This window comes from Amycolatopsis sp. MEPSY49 (assembly GCF_051337345.1).
In the GTDB taxonomy this organism is placed as follows: Bacteria; Actinomycetota; Actinomycetes; order Mycobacteriales; family Pseudonocardiaceae; genus Amycolatopsis.
The window spans coordinates 25,179-40,756 of the sequence record NZ_JBDLYJ010000009.1; the positions used below are offsets into that span (position 1 = coordinate 25,179).

A 15,578-nucleotide genomic window follows, 5' to 3' on the forward strand; every position below is an offset into this window, starting at 1 on the left:
TAACTGCTACCAAGCGTTATCCGGACATGCCGGAACGCATTTTTCGTCAATCGATCACTGTGGACAGTCGAACCGGCGTGATCCTTTGCCGGCGGACCGGTTTCGTCTTTTCGAGCATATTCGCCCGAAGGCCTTCTCCGGCGCCGGTCCCCCGTGTATTCGCACGCCCGCGCGCGGCGCTAGAGTCGTTTTGTGCGCAAGATCCCCGTGGTCCTGGTCGCCGGGTTCCTCGGCGCGGGCAAGACGACGCTGCTCAACCACCTGCTCGCCAACCGCGAGGGCGCCCGGGTCGGCGTCGTGGTCAACGACTTCGGCAGCGTGAACGTCGACGCGCTCGCCGTGGCCGGCCAGGTCGACACCATGGTTTCGCTCGGCAACGGGTGCCTCTGCTGCGCGGTCGACGCCAGCGGGCTCGATGCCATGCTGGGGCGGCTCTCGTCGGCCGAGGCGGGGATCGACGTCATCGTCGTCGAGGCCAGCGGCATCGCCGAACCGCGCGACCTGATCCGGTTGATGATCGCCAGCGAGAACCCGGACATCCGCTACGGCGGGCTGGCGGAGGTGGTGGACGCCGCCGAGTTCGAGTCCGCCCGCGAGCGGCACCCCGAACTGGCCGACCACGTTCGGCTGGCCGACCTCGTGGTGCTGAACAAGGCCGACCGGGTGCCCGCGGAGGAGCTGGCCAAGGTCACCGCGACGGTCGAGGAGCTCGCACCCGGCCGGCCACTGCTGGTCACCTCGCACGGGCGCGTCGACCCGCGGCTGTTCTTCGACCCCGAACCCCGCGGCGAGCGCGTCGGCCAGCTGTCGTTCGACGACCTGCACGAGCACGACCACGCCGAGCACCTGCACGCCGCGTACGAGACCGTGACGTTCACCGCGGAGACGCCGCTGGCGCCGAAGGCGTTCGTCGAGTGGCTCGAGCGGCGTCCGGCCGGGCTCTACCGGATGAAGGGCCAGGCGGACTTCGGCGCCGACGCGCGCTTCCGGTTGCACACAGTGGGCGGGTTCGTGCAGCTGGAGCGGTCGGCTTGGCCGCCGGACGAACCCCCGCGCACGGAGCTGGTGCTGATCGGCGCGGGCATCGACGCCGGCGCGGTGCTCGCCGAGCTGGCGGCGTGCGTCGCGCCGGATCCGTCGGTGGTCGACGAGCGCGGGTTGCTGCACATCCTCCGGTACCTCCCCGACCAGGCCTGACGCCCCGCCACGCCGAAGATCGGCAAATGCGCCGCAGGCGCGGGAGCGGCGACGGAGACTGGCGGCCATGACGACCACCGCGGTGAGCGCACCACGCTGGTACCTGGTCGGCGTGCTGCCCGAAGAAGTGCCGTTGGCGCACTTGATGACCCGCTCCGGCGACCTGCGCTACCGGCGTTCGGCGTGCGGTGAACGGGAATCCCGCAGCTGGAAGCCGGTGGACCTGACGACGTCGGAGGTGGCGCCCTGCCCGGCGTGCGTGGCGACGCTGCCCGCGCCCCCGGCGGGCGTTCGCGTCGCGGCGTCCGGCGACGACCTCGGCCAGCTCTCGCTGGACCTGGGAGTCTAGGCGGTCAAGGTCTCCGCGAGCCGCTTGGCCGTGCGGAACGGCTGCGCGTTCCGGGCGACCACGGCCGTGACGGCGGCGCCCTCGAGCAGCAGCATCAGCTCGTCCGCGAGCGTTCCGGCGTCGGCGCGTCCGCCGCGTTCGAGCTGGGCGCGCAGGAAGCCGTGCAACGCGGTCTTGTGGTGGCGGACGACCTCGCGGACCGGGTCGCCGGGGTCGGGGAACTCCGAGGTCGCGTTGAGGAAGGCGCAGCCGCGGTAGTCGTCGCGGGCCAGCCACGCCTCGTAGGCGTCGAACACCGCCAGCACGCGATCGCGCGGGCCGGCGTGCGCTTCCGTGATCCGGTCGATCTCCTCCTGCCAGCGCCGGTCGCGCTCCCGCAGGTAGGCGACGACGAGCCGGGTCTTGGAGCCGAAGTTGCCGTAGAGGGCCGCTTTCGTCACGCCCGCCTCGGCCGCCACCGTGTCGACGCCCACGGCGTGGATGCCGTCGCGGTAGAAGAGCGTCGACGCGGCTTCGAGCACCTTGGCTCGCGCGGCGCCCGGAGGGGTGCGGCCCACAGCGTCTCTCCCCACTGATCGGTATGACTCTGGCCTGCACTGATCGTACCATCGTTTGACAACAGACAGACCTGTCTGTTTGGTGGACGTATGGCCCTCGAAACGGAACGGAAGACGACGGCCACGTGGTGGTCGACCGCCGCGGCCGGGGCGAGCGTGATCGCCCTCTGCTACGGCTTCGCGCGCTACGCGTACGGGCTGTTCGTGCCGCGGTTCAGCGAGACGTTCGGGCTCACGACCGTCGGGGTCGGCGTCCTCGGCGGCTTGTCCACGGCGGGGTACGGCCTCGGCCTGCTGGTGTCGCCGGCCACGTCGCGCCGGTCAGCGCACGGCACGGTGGTCCTGGCCGGCACGTCGGCGACGCTCGGGCTGGCGTTGATGGCGGCGGCCCCGGGGGTGGTGGTGTTCGGGGCGGGGATCGTCGTCGCGGGCGCCGGCGCGGGCCTGGTTTCGCCCGGCGTCGCCCAGCTGATCGGCCGGACGGTCGGCGTTGCTGTGCGGGACCGGGCGCAGACCTGGGCCAACACCGGGACCGGGCTCGGGCTGGCGGCGTCGGCGTTCACACCGCTGCTGGCGTTCGGCTGGCCCGCGATCTGGGCCGCGTTCGCCGGCCTCGGCGTGGTGGTGACGTTGCTCGCTTGGCGCGTGCTGCCCCGGGCGGCGGCGGTGGTTCCGGACTCCGGCTCGGCCCGGGGGATGGCGCCGCTGGTGGTCAACTCGGTTCTGATCGGGGTGACGAGCGCGCCGTACTGGACGTTCTCGAGTTCCCGGCTCACCGAGGCGGGGCTGAGCCCGGTCGCGGCCACGTGCTGCTGGTGCGTGATCGGTGTGGCGGGGTTGTTCGGCGGTCTGGCGGGTCGGCTGGCCGCGCGCACGGGGTTGCGGGCCGCCAATGTGGCGGTGTGGACCTTGGCGGCGGCTGGGATCGGCTTGCTGGCCTTGCCCCGGCCGGGGTTGCCGGGGGCGTTGGTGTCGAGCGCGCTGTTCGGGTTGACGTACATGGCACTGACGGGGCTGTGCATCCTGTGGGCCGCGCGGCTGTTCCCCGAGCGGCCGGCGCGCGGGGTGACGTGGTCGTTCGCGGGGCTGGGCGCCGGCCAGACCGCGGCGGCTCCGTTGGCCGGTGCCGCGGCTTCCGGGATCGGGCAGGCGGCGGTGTTCGGGTTGACGGCGGTGGTGGCTTTGGTTGCCTGGATTCAGTTTTCGCCCCGGCTCGCGCCACCGGCCGGCTAAGCCAACTCCTTCTCGTAACAGACCGACTCCGGATCACCCTCGTGCGGCGGGAAGTTGGGCACCCGCCGGTACCCCGCCCGCTCGTACAACCGCATCGCCGCCGGCTGGCGAACCCCCGTTTCAAGGCGAATCCGCACCCCACCCCCGCTGCGGGCCAAGCGCTCGGACTCCGCCACCAGCGCCGTCGACACCCCCGTGCCCCGCGCGTCCGGGGCGACGAACATCCTTTTCAGCTCGTACACGCCCGGCGCAACCGGCTCCACCGCGCAGCAGCCGATCGCGCGGGAACCCTCGCGCGCCAACAGGAAACGGCTCGCCGGAGCCAGCGGTCGCGGGCGTGCGTCCGGGGGCAGGTCGTACGCCACCACCAGCTCGGCCGTCATCGCCGTCAGCAGTGCCAGCAGGAACCCGTCGTCGGCCGGGCACTCCGCGACCGTGGCCACCTCACGCCTTCTTCGCCCGGCTCGGCGCCACCCGCGGCGGCTCGTTCGGCATCTTCGGGTACACCGGCGGCCACGGCGCGTCCATCAGCCCGTTCGCCATGTCCGCTTCGGACATCTCCAGCAACGGCTCGATCGACTGCGGCCGCTCCCCCGCCCCGGCCCACGGGTCGCCGCGCTCGGCCACGCGCGCCGGCACCGTGCTCAACGTGAACGCGTCCGGCTCGACGCCGTCCAGCTCGTCCCAGGCGATCGGCGTCGACACCTGGCCGCCCACCCGCGGCCGCACGCACCACGTGCCGAACACGGTCTTGTGCGGCGCGTTCTGGTTGAAGTCGACGAACACGCGCGAGCCGCGTTCCTCCTTCCACCACTGCGCGGTGATCTTCTCCGGGTGCCGGCGCTCCAGCGCGCGTGCGAGCGCGACGGCCGCGGCCCGCACCTGGAAGCTGTCCCAGCGCGGCTCGAGCATCACGTACAGGTGCAGCCCCCGGGACCCGGACGTCTTCAGGTGCCCTTCGATGCCGTGCTCGGCCAGGAACTCCCGGGTCAGCAGCGCGGCCTCGCGCAGCTCGTCGAACCCGATCCCCGGCGACGGGTCGAGGTCGACGCGCAGCTCGTCGGTCACCTCGGGTGTCTCCGCGAGGTACGGCCAGACGTGGAAGCCGAGACACCCCAGGTTGACCGCCCACAGGACGTGGGCCAGGTCCTTGGCCACCAGCGCGTCGCTCGTCGTGCCGTTCGGCGTCGAGACGACCGTGGTGCTCAGCCACGGCGGCGCGCCCTTCGGCACGCGTTTCTGGAACCAGTTCTTGCCGCCCGCGCCGTCCGGGTAGCGCTCCAGCAGCAGCGGGCGCCCGCCGAGCCGGGCCAGCAGCGGCCCCGAGACCGCCCGGTAGTACTCGACGAGGTCGAGCTTCGTCTGGCCGTTTTCGGGGAAGTAGACCTTGTCCGGGCTGCTGATCTTGACCTCGACGCCGTCGACGTCGAGCAGCATCGCCTCGCTCATCTCGCCTCCCCGAACAGCTTCGCGAGCTCGGCGGGCGGTGCCTCGTCGAGCTGGGCGTACGTGCACGACTCCGGCGTGCGGTCGGGCCGGAACCGGACCAGCCGCCCGCCGTGGCGGAACCGGCCGCCCTGCAGGTGCTCGTAACGGACCTCCGCCACCCACTCGGGGCGCAACGCCTCCCACGACAGGTCCTTCTGCGGCGCCCACCGGCTGTTCGCGCCCGGCTGCCGGCCGGCCGGCGGCTCGTACTCGGCCCAGGACCGCCACGGGTGCCCTTCCAGGGCGTTCTCCCGCAACGGCGCCAGCTCCTCGACCAGCTCGGCCCGCCGCGCCTTCGTGAAGCTGCTCGCGACGCCGACGTGGTGCAGCACGCCCTCCTCGTCGAACAGCCCGAGCAGCAGCGAACCGACGCCGACGCCGTCCTTGTGCCAGCGGAAGCCCGTCACGACGCAGTCGGCCGTGCGCTCGTGCTTGACCTTCAGCATGACGCGCTTGTCCTGCTCGTACGGCAGGTCGCCGGGCTTGGCCATGACACCGTCGAAGCCCGCGCCCTCGAACCGGGTGAACCAGTCCTCGGCCTGGGCGGGGTCGTCGCTCAACGGCGTCAGGTGGACGCGCTGGAGGCCTTCGGCGTCGGTGCGGAGGATGCTTTCCAGCTGTTTGCGCCGCTCGCGGAAGGGCGCCTCGGTGAGATCGGTGTCGCCGAGGGCGAGCAGGTCGAAGGCGATGAAGCTGGCCGGCGTCTCCTCGGCCAGCTTGCGCACCCGCGAAGCCGCCGGGTGCAGCCGCAGCTGCAACGTCTCGAAGTCGAGCCCGGCCGGCGTGACCAGCACGATCTCGCCGTCCACGACGCAGCGCGGCGGCAGCGCGGCCGCCAGCAGCTCCACCAGCTCCGGGAAGTAGCGGGTCAGCGGGCGGTCGTTGCGGGAGCCGAGCTCGATCTCGTCGCCGTCGCGGAACACGACGCAGCGGAAGCCGTCCCACTTGGGCTCGTAGAGCAGCCCCGGGTCACGAGGCACCTCGTGCACGGCTTTCGCGAGCATCGGCCGCACGGGCGGCATCACGGGCAAGTCCACCGCGCGAGCTTAAAACACGGGTACGACAATTCCTTGAGAAAGACAGAGCAGGGTGTGTTACACACTCCCTCGTGACCACCGAACGACCCGAACCACCCTTGACCGGGGGCGAGCGCGAGATGCTGCGCACGTTCCTCGACTTCCACCGCGCCACCCTCGCCATGAAGTGCGACGGGCTGTCCGACGAGGACCTCCGCCGGGCGTCGAGCCCGCCCTCGACGTTGTCCCTGCTGGGCCTGGTCCGGCACATGGCCGAAGTCGAGCGCACCTGGTTCCGGCGGGTGATCAACGCCGAGGACATCCCGCTGCGGTGGTCACCCGACGGGGACTTCCAGGCCGCCTACGACGCGAGCACCTCGACCCGCGCGGAAGCGTTCGAAGCGTGGCAGGCCGAAGTGGAGCAATCGCGCAAGATCGAAGAAGCGGCCGAGTCCCTGGACGTCACCGGGTACCAGGCGCGCTGGGGCGAGGACGTCTCACTGCGACTGGTCATGCTGCACATGATCCACGAGTACGCGCGGCACAACGGCCATGCGGACTTCCTCCGCGAAGCCATCGACGGGGTCACGGGGGCCTGATGGACGTGCTCGCCTGGTTGCGCGACTCCGATCCGGCCCTGCGCTGGCAGGTCGAGCGCGACCTGGCGGGCGAACCACCCGAGGTCTGGGAGGCGACGCGGGCCCGGGTCGCCACGGAAGGCTTCGGCGCGCGGCTGCTGGCACTGCAGGACGCGGACGGCCAGTGGGCGGGCGGCGCGTTCTTCCCGGCGGGTTTCCAGGGCGACGAGGCCCAGCCGTGGACGGCGACGACGTGGACACTGAATTCCCTGCGCGAATGGGGTGTGGACGCTGACGCGGTGCGCGGAACCGCGGAGCTGCTCGCCGAGAACTCCCGGTGGGAGTACGAAAACCTGCCCTATTGGGACGGCGAGGTCGACTGCTGCATCAACGCCTGGACGCTGGCCAACGGCGTCTGGCTCGGCGCGGGCGTCATGGGGATCGCGGAGTGGTTCGTCGAGCACCGGCTGCCGGACGGCGGCTGGAACTGCGAGTGGGTCGAGGGGTCGACGCGCTCGTCCGTCCACTCGACACTCAACTCGCTGAAGGGCCTGCTGGCGTTCGAGCGGGCCACTGGCGGCACCGACGCCGTGCGCGAAGCCCGCCGGGGCGGCGAGGAGTACCTGCTGGAGCGCCACCTCCTGCGGCGGCTGTCGACCGGCGAGCCGATCGTGCCCGGTGTGGGCGAGTTCTCCTACCCGATGCGCTGGCGGTTCACCGCGTTGAACGCGGCCGAGTACTTCCGCGCGGCGGACCGCCCCGACCCGCGCCTGGCGGAGGCGATCGAGCTGATCCGCGCGGCCCGGCAGCCGGACGGGACATGGCTGCGGACCGAGCGGCACCCCGGCCGGGTGTGGTTCGAGGTGGACGTGCCGCCGGGCGAGCCGTCGAAGTGGCTGACGCTGTTCGCGACCCGGGTCCTGAACTGGTGGGACGCCCGGCCGCCGCTCCCCCTGATGACGTGAATGACTCATTCATGTCGCCTGACGACATGAATGAGTCATTCACGTCATTTCGGCCCCGTCAAAGCTCCGCCAGCACCAATCCACTGCGCGGCTTCGGCGTGAAGTAGGTGGCCTTCCGCGGCATCCGCCGGCCCGCCGCGTGCACGGCCAGAACGTCCGCGTACCGCACCGGCGCGAGCAGGACGACCGCGTCCGCGCCGGCCGGCACCGGACGTCCCGCCGGCAGCGGCCGGACGCACGGCCCGTCCGGGTCCACCCCCAGCGCGTCGGCGAACAGCACCCGCTCGACGACCTCGTGGTCGATCACCGGCCGCGGCCAGTCCGGGACCGGCAGCGGGACCCGCAGCACCGCCGCGCCCGCGCGGACCACCGCTTCACCCGGGACCGGCACCGCGTGCTCGTCGTAGCGGACGTCGAGGCCGGCCGCGGACCAGCGCGTCACCAGGTCCTCCGGGCCGAGCCCGGTGCCCGTCAGCACCCGGTGGATCGCGCCGATCCGCAGCTGCGGGCCCGCCGTGACCAGGGCCAGCAGCGCGCCGTGGCCGGCCGCCGCGGCCGCCGCGACCCGGTGGTTGCCGTCGGCCACCAGCAGGTCCGCCGCGGCGACCGCGGCCAGCAGCCGGTTCTGCAGCGGGCCCGGAGGCACCACCCACAGCTCGTGCCGCCGCCCGGCCGCGTCCGTTGTGGACAGATCGGGCAGGCCCAGCCCGGCGCAGGCTCGTTCGACCTGCTCGGTCAGCAGGTCGCCGCCCGAGGCCGGGACGAGCATCGCCGCGCTCGTCGCGCAGCCCAGCCCGGCCAGCACCGCGGCGCGTTCGGCCACGACGTCGGCGTAGACGTCCTCGGTGTGCCGGACCCGCGCGGCGCCGTCGTCGGTGACGGCCGCCGGGTCGACCAGGCAGAGCAAGCCGAGTGCCACGCCGTCCGGCCCGTCGATCCGGTAGGGCGCGACGACTTCGCGCACCGGCCGGTAGGACCGCTTGCGGAGCCGTTCGAGCACGGCCCGTGCGACCGGGACCGCGTCGGCCAGGCCGAGCCCGCGCGCCAGCGCCGCCGGCGTCCGGGCCGGGTGCTGCACGGCCAGCAGGCTGTCGGCGGCGCCGGGCACGGCCAGCGCGGCGACCACGCGGTCGGGCTCGGCGAACTCGTCGACGTCGGGGCCGGGCACCGCGTCGCGCACCACCCACCCTTGCCCGATCGGGCGGATCCAGTCGTTCATCCCACCCATCTTGCGTGATGCGCACTGTGACGGAAATTCACTGGGGTACGGGGTCCCCGGATGGAATGCTTAGGACTGCAAAGTAGTTGACCCCGGTCATGACCACCCCGAGGAGCAGCCCGCCGATGACGACCGACGCCGCCACCAGCGTGAAAGGGGTCGGTTTCCGGTCCGAGCGCGGCCCGGTGCTGGTCGCGGTCATGCTCAGCACGGCGCTCGTCGCGCTGGACAGCACCATCATCGCGACCGCCGTCCCGTCGGTCGTGCGCGACCTCGGCGGGTTTTCGCAGTTCCCGTGGCTGTTCTCGATCTACCTGCTCACCCAGGCGGTCACCGTCCCGCTCTACGGCAAGTTCGCCGACGTCCTCGGCCGCCGCCCGGTGATGTTCTTCGGCATCGCCGCGTTCCTGGTCGGCTCGGTGCTGTGCGGAGCTGCGTGGAGCATGCCGGTGCTGATCGCGGCGCGCGCGGTGCAGGGCATCGGCGCCGGCGCGATCCAGCCGATGTCGATGACGATCATCGGCGACCTCTACACGGTGGAGGAACGCGCTCGGGTACAGGGTTACGTCGCGAGTGTCTGGGGCATCGCGTCGGTCGTCGGCCCGACGCTCGGCGGGGTGTTCGCGGAGTACCTCGACTGGCGCTGGATCTTCTTCGTCAACCTGCCGCTCGGCGCGATCGCCGCGCTGATGCTGCACCGCAACTTCGCCGAGAAGGTGGAGCGCAAGGCCCACAAGGTCGACTACACGGGGGCGGCGCTGCTGACGATCGGCTGCTCGCTGGTGATCCTGGGCCTGCTCGAAGGCGGCGTCGCGTGGGCGTGGGGGTCCGTGCCGAGCGTGGCGATCTTCGCCGCCGGCGCGGTGCTGCTCGTGGCGTTCGTGCTGGTGGAGAAGCGCGCCGCCGAGCCGGTGCTGCCGCTGTGGGTGTTCACCCGCCGGATCCTGGTGGGCGGCAACCTCCTCGCGGTGGTGGTCGGCGCGGTCCTGATGGGCCTGACGTCGTACCTGCCGACGTACGCCCAGGGCGTCCTCGGCGCGGGCGCGCTGGTCGCCGGATTCGCGGTGGCCGCGCTGACGGTCGGCTGGCCGATCTCGGCGTCCCTGGCCGGCAAGGTCTACCTGCGCATCGGCTTCCGCGACACGGCCCTGATCGGCACGGTGTTCGTCGTCGGCGGCGGCGTCCTGGTGGTGCTGCTGGACGCGTCGTCGTCGATCTGGGCGGCGGCGCTGGCGGCGTTCGTCCTGGGGCTGGGCCTGGGCATGACGTCGAGCCCGACGCTGGTGGCGGTCCAGTCGGTGGTCGGCTGGGACCGCCGCGGCGTGGTGACGGCGACGAACCTGTTCAGCCGGTCCCTGGGCAGCGCGGTCGGCGCGGCGGTCTTCGGCGCGATCGCCAACGCGACGCTGGCCTCGCGGTTCGCGAACCCGCCGGCCGAGGTCGCGGGCAAACTGCCGCCGTCGGTGGACGCGACGAGCCTGGTCCTGGGCAGTCATTCGGATTCGCCGGTGGCGACGTTCGTGCGGGGCGCCTTGGCGGAGGCGACGCACTACGTCTTCGTCGGGCTGCTGGTGGTGGCGGTGGTTTCGGTGGTCGCGCTGCTGCTCATGCCGCGCAAGACCGAACAGCTGGAGTTCTAGGCGCGCCGGACGGCCAGCGAACGCAGCTCCGGCGGCACCGGGCCCGGGTGCACGACGCCCAGTCCACGGGTGGCCCGCGTCATCGCGACGTACAGGTCTGCCGGCCTGCCCGCGAGGATGGCCGCCGGGTCGGCGATCACGACCTCGTCGAACTCCAGGCCCTTGGCCTCCGCCGGCGTCAGCAGCACGACGTCGTCGGTGAGGTCCGGCGGCACCGGCAGCGCCAGCGCGGCCGCCAGCTCGTCCGTCCGCGGCGCGATGATCGCCAGCTTGCCCTCGGTGTGCGCGCCGGCCAGCGCGGCGAGCGTGCCGGGCACGTCCACGGCTTCCACCCGCCACGGCATCTCGCCGCTCTCGCGCACCGACCGCGGCGGCCGCAGCGCCGGGTGGTGCGCGGCGAGCAGCCCGGCCGCGACCGCCATGATCTCGGCCGGGGTGCGGTAGTTGACGGTCAGCTCGGCGAGCCGGTGCGGCCGCGGTACCCGGTCCCACGACGTCGCGCCCGCCGCGGTCCCGGTCTGCGCCAGGTCGCCGACGACGGTCATCGACCGGGACGGGCAGCGGCGCGCCACCATTCGCCAGTCCATTTCGGACAGTTCCTGCGCCTCGTCGACCACCACGTGCCCGAACACCGGGACGCTCGCGCCGACCAGTGCCGCGGCTTCGTCGAGCAACGGGACGTCCGCGGCGCTCCACGGCCCCGCGACGACGTCGGCCGGGGTCAGGGGCGGCCACAGCTCGTCGAGCACGTCCTGGACACCGGCGTCGCCGAGCAGCGCCGTCCGCACGGCTTCCCGGTCCACGTCGTCCAGCAGTAGACGCGGGCCTTCGTCGTCCTCGGGGCCCAGCACCACGCCCGCACCGGCCAGCGCCCGCAGGTCGGCTTCGCTGAGCCGGCCGTCGGCACTGCCGCCGTCGAGCGCTTCGCCGGTCTCGGTGAACACGACCGCCTCCATGCGGTCGACCAGTTCCCCGGCGAGCGTGCCCACGACCTCCCGGTGGAACACCAGCCGCGCCGGGTTGTGCGGCAGCCCGGTCTCCCGCGCCTTCCGGACGGCCCGGCGGACCACCGCCGGCTCCAGGCGCAGCACCTGCTGCTCGAACTCGACGTCGACCGGCTCCCCGGGCACCTGGACCGTCGCGCGCACCCGCCCGGCCAGCTCGGCCGCCATCTCCGCACGGCCCTTGCGGACGGCGTCCTCGGCCGAGTCCACCTCGCTCACGACGACGCCGGGGACGAGGTCGGGCACGGTCGCCGTGACCACCCGGTCCTCCCCGAGCCCGGGCAGCACCTGGCCGACGTAATCGAGGAACACGCGGCTGGGGCCGAGGACGAGCACGCCGCGGGTCCGCAGGTGCTCGTGGGTGTAGAGCAGGTAGGCGACGCGGTGCAGGGCGACGGCGGTCTTGCCGGTGCCCGGCCCGCCCTGCACGACGAGCACTCCGCGGGCGCGGTCGCGGACGATGCGGTCCTGCTCGGCCCGCAGGGTGTTGACGACGTCCCGCATGCGCCCGGTGCGCTCGGCCGTCACCGCGGCGAGCAGCGCCGCCTCGCCGACGAGCCCGTCGCCCGGTGCGTCGGGGTCGAGCAGTTCGTCGTCCAGCGCGACGACGGTCCGCCCGCGCGTGGTGATCCGCCGCCGGCGCACGACGTCGCCGGGTTCGGCGGCGGTGGCGGTGTAGAAGGGCCGGGCGGCGGGGGCGCGCCAGTCGACCAGCAGGGCCTCGTCGTCTTCGAACAGCCCGAGCCGTCCGATGTGGACCCGCCGGCCGCCGGTCAGGTCGAGCCGCCCGAAGCAGAGCCCGTCTTCGGCCGCCGTCAGCCGCGCCAGCTCCGCCCGCCACACGTCCGCCGCGTGCCCGCGAGCGAGCGCGTCGGCCGCTTCCTCGCGCATCGCGTCGAGGCGGGCGTAGAGGGTGTTCAGGTGGTCCTGCTCGACGGCGAGTTCACGCATGCCGACGAGGGTGCCCGCGAACTCGCGAGAAGTGCAGTCTTGTTCTTCTCGACAGCCTCAGCCGTCAGTTCTGGAGTGGCACCAGCTCGGCTTGGAACTTCTCCAGGAAGTTCTCGAAGTCGCCGTGCCCGGGCCGGATCACGAACTTCGACAGGCCGGCCTCGATGTGCTGCTCCACCAGCCTGCGCGCCTCGGCCCAGCTCGTCGCCACCAGGTCGGTCACCGGCACGCCCGGGTTGCGCCGGGCCGCCGCGGCCACCAGCTCGCCGGGCACGCCGTGCTCGGCCACCGCCAAGCTCAGCCCGAAGTGGTCTTCTTCGATTTCGCGCCCCGCCTCGGCCGCGGCCTCTTGGATCGCCAGCCGAGCGTCGCGCGCCTGCGCCGGGCTGAGGAAGCTGCCCAGCCAGCCGTCCGCCAAGCGGCCCGTACGGCGAAGGGCCGCCGGGGCGGAGCCGCCCAGCCAGACGTCCAGGCGCTTCGCCGGACGTGGCCCCAGACCGACTTCGGACACCTGGAAGAACTCGCCGTCGAAGGACACTTCGTCCTCTTCGAGGAGCCGGCGCAGCAAGATCAGGGACTCGTCGAACACCGCCGCGCGACGGCCCGGCGGCACCGGGAACAGGTCGTGCTCCGCCGTACGCGCCGGACGCAACCCGAACACCGGTAGCACCCGCTTCGGCGCCAGCCCGGCCAGCGTCAGCAGCTGCTTCGCCACCAGCACCGGGTGCCGGCCGGGCAGGATCGCGACGCCGGTGCCGACCTTGAGCTTCGACGTCCGCGCGAGCGCGTGCGCCATGCCGATCATCGGGTCGACCTCGGGCGAGTACACCAGCTCGGACAGCCACAGCGAGTCGACGCCGGCGTCCTCCAGCCGCCGCGCCAGCCCGGCGAACTCCGCCGGCCCGGTCCCCGCCGCCGGCGCGACACCCAGCCTGATCTTCAGCACACAGTGCACAACCCGGCTCTGCTCCGGGGCATTCCTCAGGCCGTGGCGTCGATGACCCGGGTAACCACGCCGTGGAGCGCCTCCAGCTCGGCGACGTCCATCCCGAGCGTCTCGACCACCTTGTACGGGATCTTCTCGGCTTCGGCGCGCAGTGCGCGGCCCTTCTCGGTCAACTCGACCGTCAGCTGCCGCTCGTCCTCCCGGCTCCGGCTGCGCGTGACGTACCCGAGCGCCTCGACCCGCTTGAGCAGCGGGGACAGCGTCGCCGGCTCGTGGCGCAACGTCGTCCCGAGGTCCTTGACCGACCGCGGCGAGCGCTCCCACAGCGCGAGCATCACCAGGTACTGCGGGTGGGTCAGGCCGTAGGGCTCCAGCAGCGGCCGGTAGATCGCGATCACGCTGCGCGAAGCCACCGACAGCGCGAAGCACACTTGCCGGTCCAGCTTCAGCGGGTCTTCACCCAGGTCGATCATGGCGCGATCCTAACGTGGCCCACGAGACAATTAGTACACTAACTATTAGTGTACGCTAGGCGTCATGGAACGACCTGGTGCACTCCGCTGGCTCGGCTACGCGGTCGGCGTCAAGCTGCCGGCCCGCTTCAACGACTGGGCCCTGCACGACGCGACGTCGAAGCACTGGCGGGCCCGGTACGTGCTGCAGCGGTCGGTCGGCATCGTGCCGCTGTGCGCGGTGTGGCTGCTGCTGCCCGGCTCGATCTGGCTCCGGCTCTCGCTGGTCCTCATGGCCGCGCTCGTGGCGTACTTCTACTCCTGCGCGTACATGGAGGAGAGCGTCGAGCACCGACTCGGCAGGCAGGGCTTCCCGCACCACACCGGCCGCCGCATCCGCGCCGAGGCCGCCGAAGCGAAGAACGCCGAGGCGACCGCCCGCTACCTCGCGCGCTACCGGACGCCGTCGGAGGGTTAGCTACAGTCGGGGGACGATGAGACGCAAGCTCCGGCCCCCGATCCCGCCCCGCCACGGGCTCGAGCCCGCCCGGCTGAAACTGCCCGACGGCGAGTGGCCGACACTGCTGGCGCACCTCGTCGACCGGCTGCCGCGGGTGACGCCGGACCGCATCGAGCAGATGCTGCGCGAAGAGCGCATCCACGGCTCCGACGGCCCGCTCGGCGTGGACACCCCGTACGCGCCCGGCTCGTTCATCTGGTTCCACCGCGACCTGCCGGACGAGGTGCCGGTGCCGTTCGAGATCCGCGTCGTGCACCGCGACGAGCACCTGCTGGTCGTCGACAAGCCGCACTTCCTGGCCACCATCCCGCGCGGGCAGCACATTCTCGAGACGGCGCTCGTGCGGCTGCGCCGGGACCTCGACCTGCCGCACCTCTCCCCCGCCCACCGCCTCGACCGCGTCACGGCCGGGCTGGTGATGTTCGTGATCACGCCGGAGCTGCGCGGGAAGTACCAGACACTCTTCCGCGACCGGAAGGTCCACAAGGAGTACGAGGCGATCGCGCCTTTCGACGCCGCCTTGGAGCTGCCGCGGACCGTGCGCAGCCGGATCGTCAAGGAACGCGGGGTGCTGGCCGCCCAGGAGGTGCCGGGCGAGCCGAACGCCGAGACGTACGTCGAGCTCACCGAGCACCGTGACGGCCTGGGCCGCTACCGGCTGCTGCCGTCGACCGGCCGGACGCACCAGCTGCGCGTCCACCTGAGCGGCTTGGGCATCCCGATCCTCGGCGACGACTTCTACCCGACGCTGCGCGAAAAGCCGCTGGGCGACTTCACGAAACCCTTGCAGCTGCTGGCAAGGGTCGTCGCGTTCGACGACCCGGTGACCGGGACGCCCCGGCGCTTCACCAGCGGACTGCGCCTGACCGCCTGGGACGACCTCGACGCGTGGGCGGCGCCCCCGGCCTGAACCGGGGACGCCGCGCGCTTGTTTCGACCAGGGCTTGATCGGCCAGAGGGTGGATCAGCGGCAACCCGCGGCCGCCCAGGAGGGTGGAGCGGGGAACCGGTCATCGCGCGGCGTCTGCGGCGAACGCGGCCGCGCTACTGGTGAAAACCGGCAGCAGCTGGTCCATCCCGGTGAGGGTGACGGCGCGGTGGGCCAGGCTGTCTTGGATCGTGACGACCCGAACCGCGGTGTCCTGCCCGCCGGTGGCGTGGGCTTGGGCCAGCACCGAAAGGCCGGAGGAGTCGAGGAAGGTCACCGCGGTCAGGTCGATCACCAGCACGGCGGGTCGCCGGGCCAGTGCGGCGGTGACCGCGTCGGTCAGCCGGTCGGTGGTGAGGAGATCGACTTCGCCCGCCACGGCCAGCACCAGCGCCCCCGAGGAGGTCTCCTCGCGCAGGGAAAGCCGCACGGCGTCGTCGATCTGGATGTGGTCGGCGACGTCGTCGTTCACCGGCTCGTTCCCTTCTCCGGGCACACCGACAATGGCAGCCTCTTCGGCGCCGTCGACGCGTGT

17 protein-coding genes are annotated in these 15,578 nt (G+C 72.5%); 8 read left to right on the forward strand and 9 right to left on the reverse strand.

Annotated features, from left to right (window positions below):
- Positions 1–192 precede the first annotated feature (192 nt).
- Positions 193–1,197, forward strand: coding sequence for a CobW family GTP-binding protein (locus tag ABFJ78_RS33255; protein ID WP_436390784.1), 1,005 nt, complete (start codon positions 193–195; stop codon positions 1,195–1,197).
- 67 nt (positions 1,198–1,264) lie between these two features.
- A complete protein-coding gene (locus tag ABFJ78_RS33260) occupies positions 1,265–1,546 on the forward strand; it encodes a hypothetical protein (protein ID WP_436390786.1) in 282 nt (93 codons plus the stop codon).
- Here ABFJ78_RS33260 and ABFJ78_RS33265 read toward each other — a convergent pair.
- Entirely contained in the window at positions 1,543–2,103 is a 561-nt protein-coding gene (locus tag ABFJ78_RS33265; protein WP_436390788.1) for a TetR/AcrR family transcriptional regulator, read from the reverse strand. The genes ABFJ78_RS33260 and ABFJ78_RS33265 overlap by 4 nt on opposite strands.
- A gap of 90 nt (positions 2,104–2,193) precedes the next feature.
- Between ABFJ78_RS33265 and ABFJ78_RS33270 the strand changes: the two genes are divergently transcribed.
- Positions 2,194–3,336: an MFS transporter gene (locus ABFJ78_RS33270; RefSeq protein WP_436390790.1), complete on the forward strand. Its 1,143-nt coding sequence runs from the start codon at positions 2,194–2,196 to the stop codon at positions 3,334–3,336.
- Here the strand turns inward: ABFJ78_RS33270 and ABFJ78_RS33275 are convergent.
- Genes ABFJ78_RS33275 through ABFJ78_RS33285 form a run of 3 tightly spaced genes read right to left on the reverse strand, consistent with a single transcriptional unit; the run spans position 3,333 to position 5,861 of the window.
- Positions 3,333–3,779 (reverse strand): GNAT family N-acetyltransferase, encoded by a 447-nt coding sequence (locus ABFJ78_RS33275; protein WP_436390792.1) that lies wholly within the window; start codon positions 3,777–3,779, stop codon positions 3,333–3,335. The two genes, ABFJ78_RS33270 and ABFJ78_RS33275, sit on opposite strands and share 4 nt — an antisense overlap.
- A gap of 1 nt (position 3,780) precedes the next feature.
- Complete coding sequence (gene ligD, locus ABFJ78_RS33280) at positions 3,781–4,785, reverse strand: non-homologous end-joining DNA ligase (RefSeq protein ID WP_436390794.1); 1,005 nt, start codon at positions 4,783–4,785, stop codon at positions 3,781–3,783.
- Positions 4,782–5,861 (reverse strand): ATP-dependent DNA ligase, encoded by a 1,080-nt coding sequence (locus tag ABFJ78_RS33285; protein ID WP_372672496.1) that lies wholly within the window; start codon positions 5,859–5,861, stop codon positions 4,782–4,784. Before ABFJ78_RS33285 ends, ligD begins: the two co-directional genes overlap by 4 nt.
- A gap of 71 nt (positions 5,862–5,932) precedes the next feature.
- Between ABFJ78_RS33285 and ABFJ78_RS33290 the strand changes: the two genes are divergently transcribed.
- Both ABFJ78_RS33290 and ABFJ78_RS33295 read left to right on the forward strand, forming a co-directional pair.
- Complete coding sequence (locus ABFJ78_RS33290) at positions 5,933–6,439, forward strand: DinB family protein (RefSeq protein WP_436390796.1); 507 nt, start codon at positions 5,933–5,935, stop codon at positions 6,437–6,439.
- Positions 6,439–7,383 carry a squalene cyclase gene (locus ABFJ78_RS33295; RefSeq protein WP_436390798.1) on the forward strand — a complete coding sequence of 315 codons (945 nt, stop codon included), beginning with the start codon at positions 6,439–6,441 and terminating at the stop codon, positions 7,381–7,383. The genes ABFJ78_RS33290 and ABFJ78_RS33295 overlap by 1 nt, the downstream gene beginning before the upstream one ends.
- 58 nt (positions 7,384–7,441) lie before the next feature.
- On the opposite strand, the gene ABFJ78_RS33300 is transcribed toward ABFJ78_RS33295, so the two are convergent.
- Positions 7,442–8,602, reverse strand: a complete 1,161-nt coding sequence (locus tag ABFJ78_RS33300; protein ID WP_436390800.1) for a DUF1015 family protein — start codon at positions 8,600–8,602, stop codon at positions 7,442–7,444.
- 125 nt (positions 8,603–8,727) lie between these two features.
- Here ABFJ78_RS33300 and ABFJ78_RS33305 point away from each other — a divergent pair, with 125 nt between their 5' ends.
- Positions 8,728–10,242 (forward strand): MDR family MFS transporter, encoded by a 1,515-nt coding sequence (locus tag ABFJ78_RS33305; protein ID WP_436390802.1) that lies wholly within the window; start codon positions 8,728–8,730, stop codon positions 10,240–10,242.
- Here the strand turns inward: ABFJ78_RS33305 and ABFJ78_RS33310 are convergent.
- The 3 genes from ABFJ78_RS33310 to ABFJ78_RS33320 all read right to left on the reverse strand — a co-directional run bounded on the left by ABFJ78_RS33310 (position 10,239) and on the right by ABFJ78_RS33320 (position 13,616).
- A complete protein-coding gene (locus ABFJ78_RS33310) occupies positions 10,239–12,197 on the reverse strand; it encodes a HelD family protein (protein ID WP_436390804.1) in 1,959 nt (652 codons plus the stop codon). The genes ABFJ78_RS33305 and ABFJ78_RS33310 overlap by 4 nt on opposite strands.
- Positions 12,198–12,261: 64 nt before the next feature.
- Positions 12,262–13,143, reverse strand: a complete 882-nt coding sequence (locus ABFJ78_RS33315) for a TIGR03854 family LLM class F420-dependent oxidoreductase (RefSeq protein WP_436390806.1) — start codon at positions 13,141–13,143, stop codon at positions 12,262–12,264.
- A gap of 35 nt (positions 13,144–13,178) precedes the next feature.
- On the reverse strand, positions 13,179–13,616 hold the full coding sequence (locus tag ABFJ78_RS33320) for a MarR family winged helix-turn-helix transcriptional regulator (RefSeq protein ID WP_436390808.1): 438 nt from the start codon (positions 13,614–13,616) through the stop codon (positions 13,179–13,181).
- Positions 13,617–13,680: 64 nt separating this feature from the next.
- Between ABFJ78_RS33320 and ABFJ78_RS33325 the strand changes: the two genes are divergently transcribed.
- Both ABFJ78_RS33325 and ABFJ78_RS33330 read left to right on the forward strand, forming a co-directional pair.
- A complete protein-coding gene (locus tag ABFJ78_RS33325; protein ID WP_436390810.1) occupies positions 13,681–14,073 on the forward strand; it encodes a DUF5313 domain-containing protein in 393 nt (130 codons plus the stop codon).
- Between the two features lie 16 nt (positions 14,074–14,089).
- Positions 14,090–15,025 (forward strand): RluA family pseudouridine synthase, encoded by a 936-nt coding sequence (locus ABFJ78_RS33330; RefSeq protein ID WP_436390812.1) that lies wholly within the window; start codon positions 14,090–14,092, stop codon positions 15,023–15,025.
- A 100-nt stretch (positions 15,026–15,125) separates the two neighbouring features.
- Here the strand turns inward: ABFJ78_RS33330 and ABFJ78_RS33335 are convergent, their stop codons facing one another.
- A complete protein-coding gene (locus ABFJ78_RS33335) occupies positions 15,126–15,539 on the reverse strand; it encodes an STAS domain-containing protein (protein ID WP_436390814.1) in 414 nt (137 codons plus the stop codon).
- Positions 15,540–15,578: the final 39 nt, after the last annotated feature.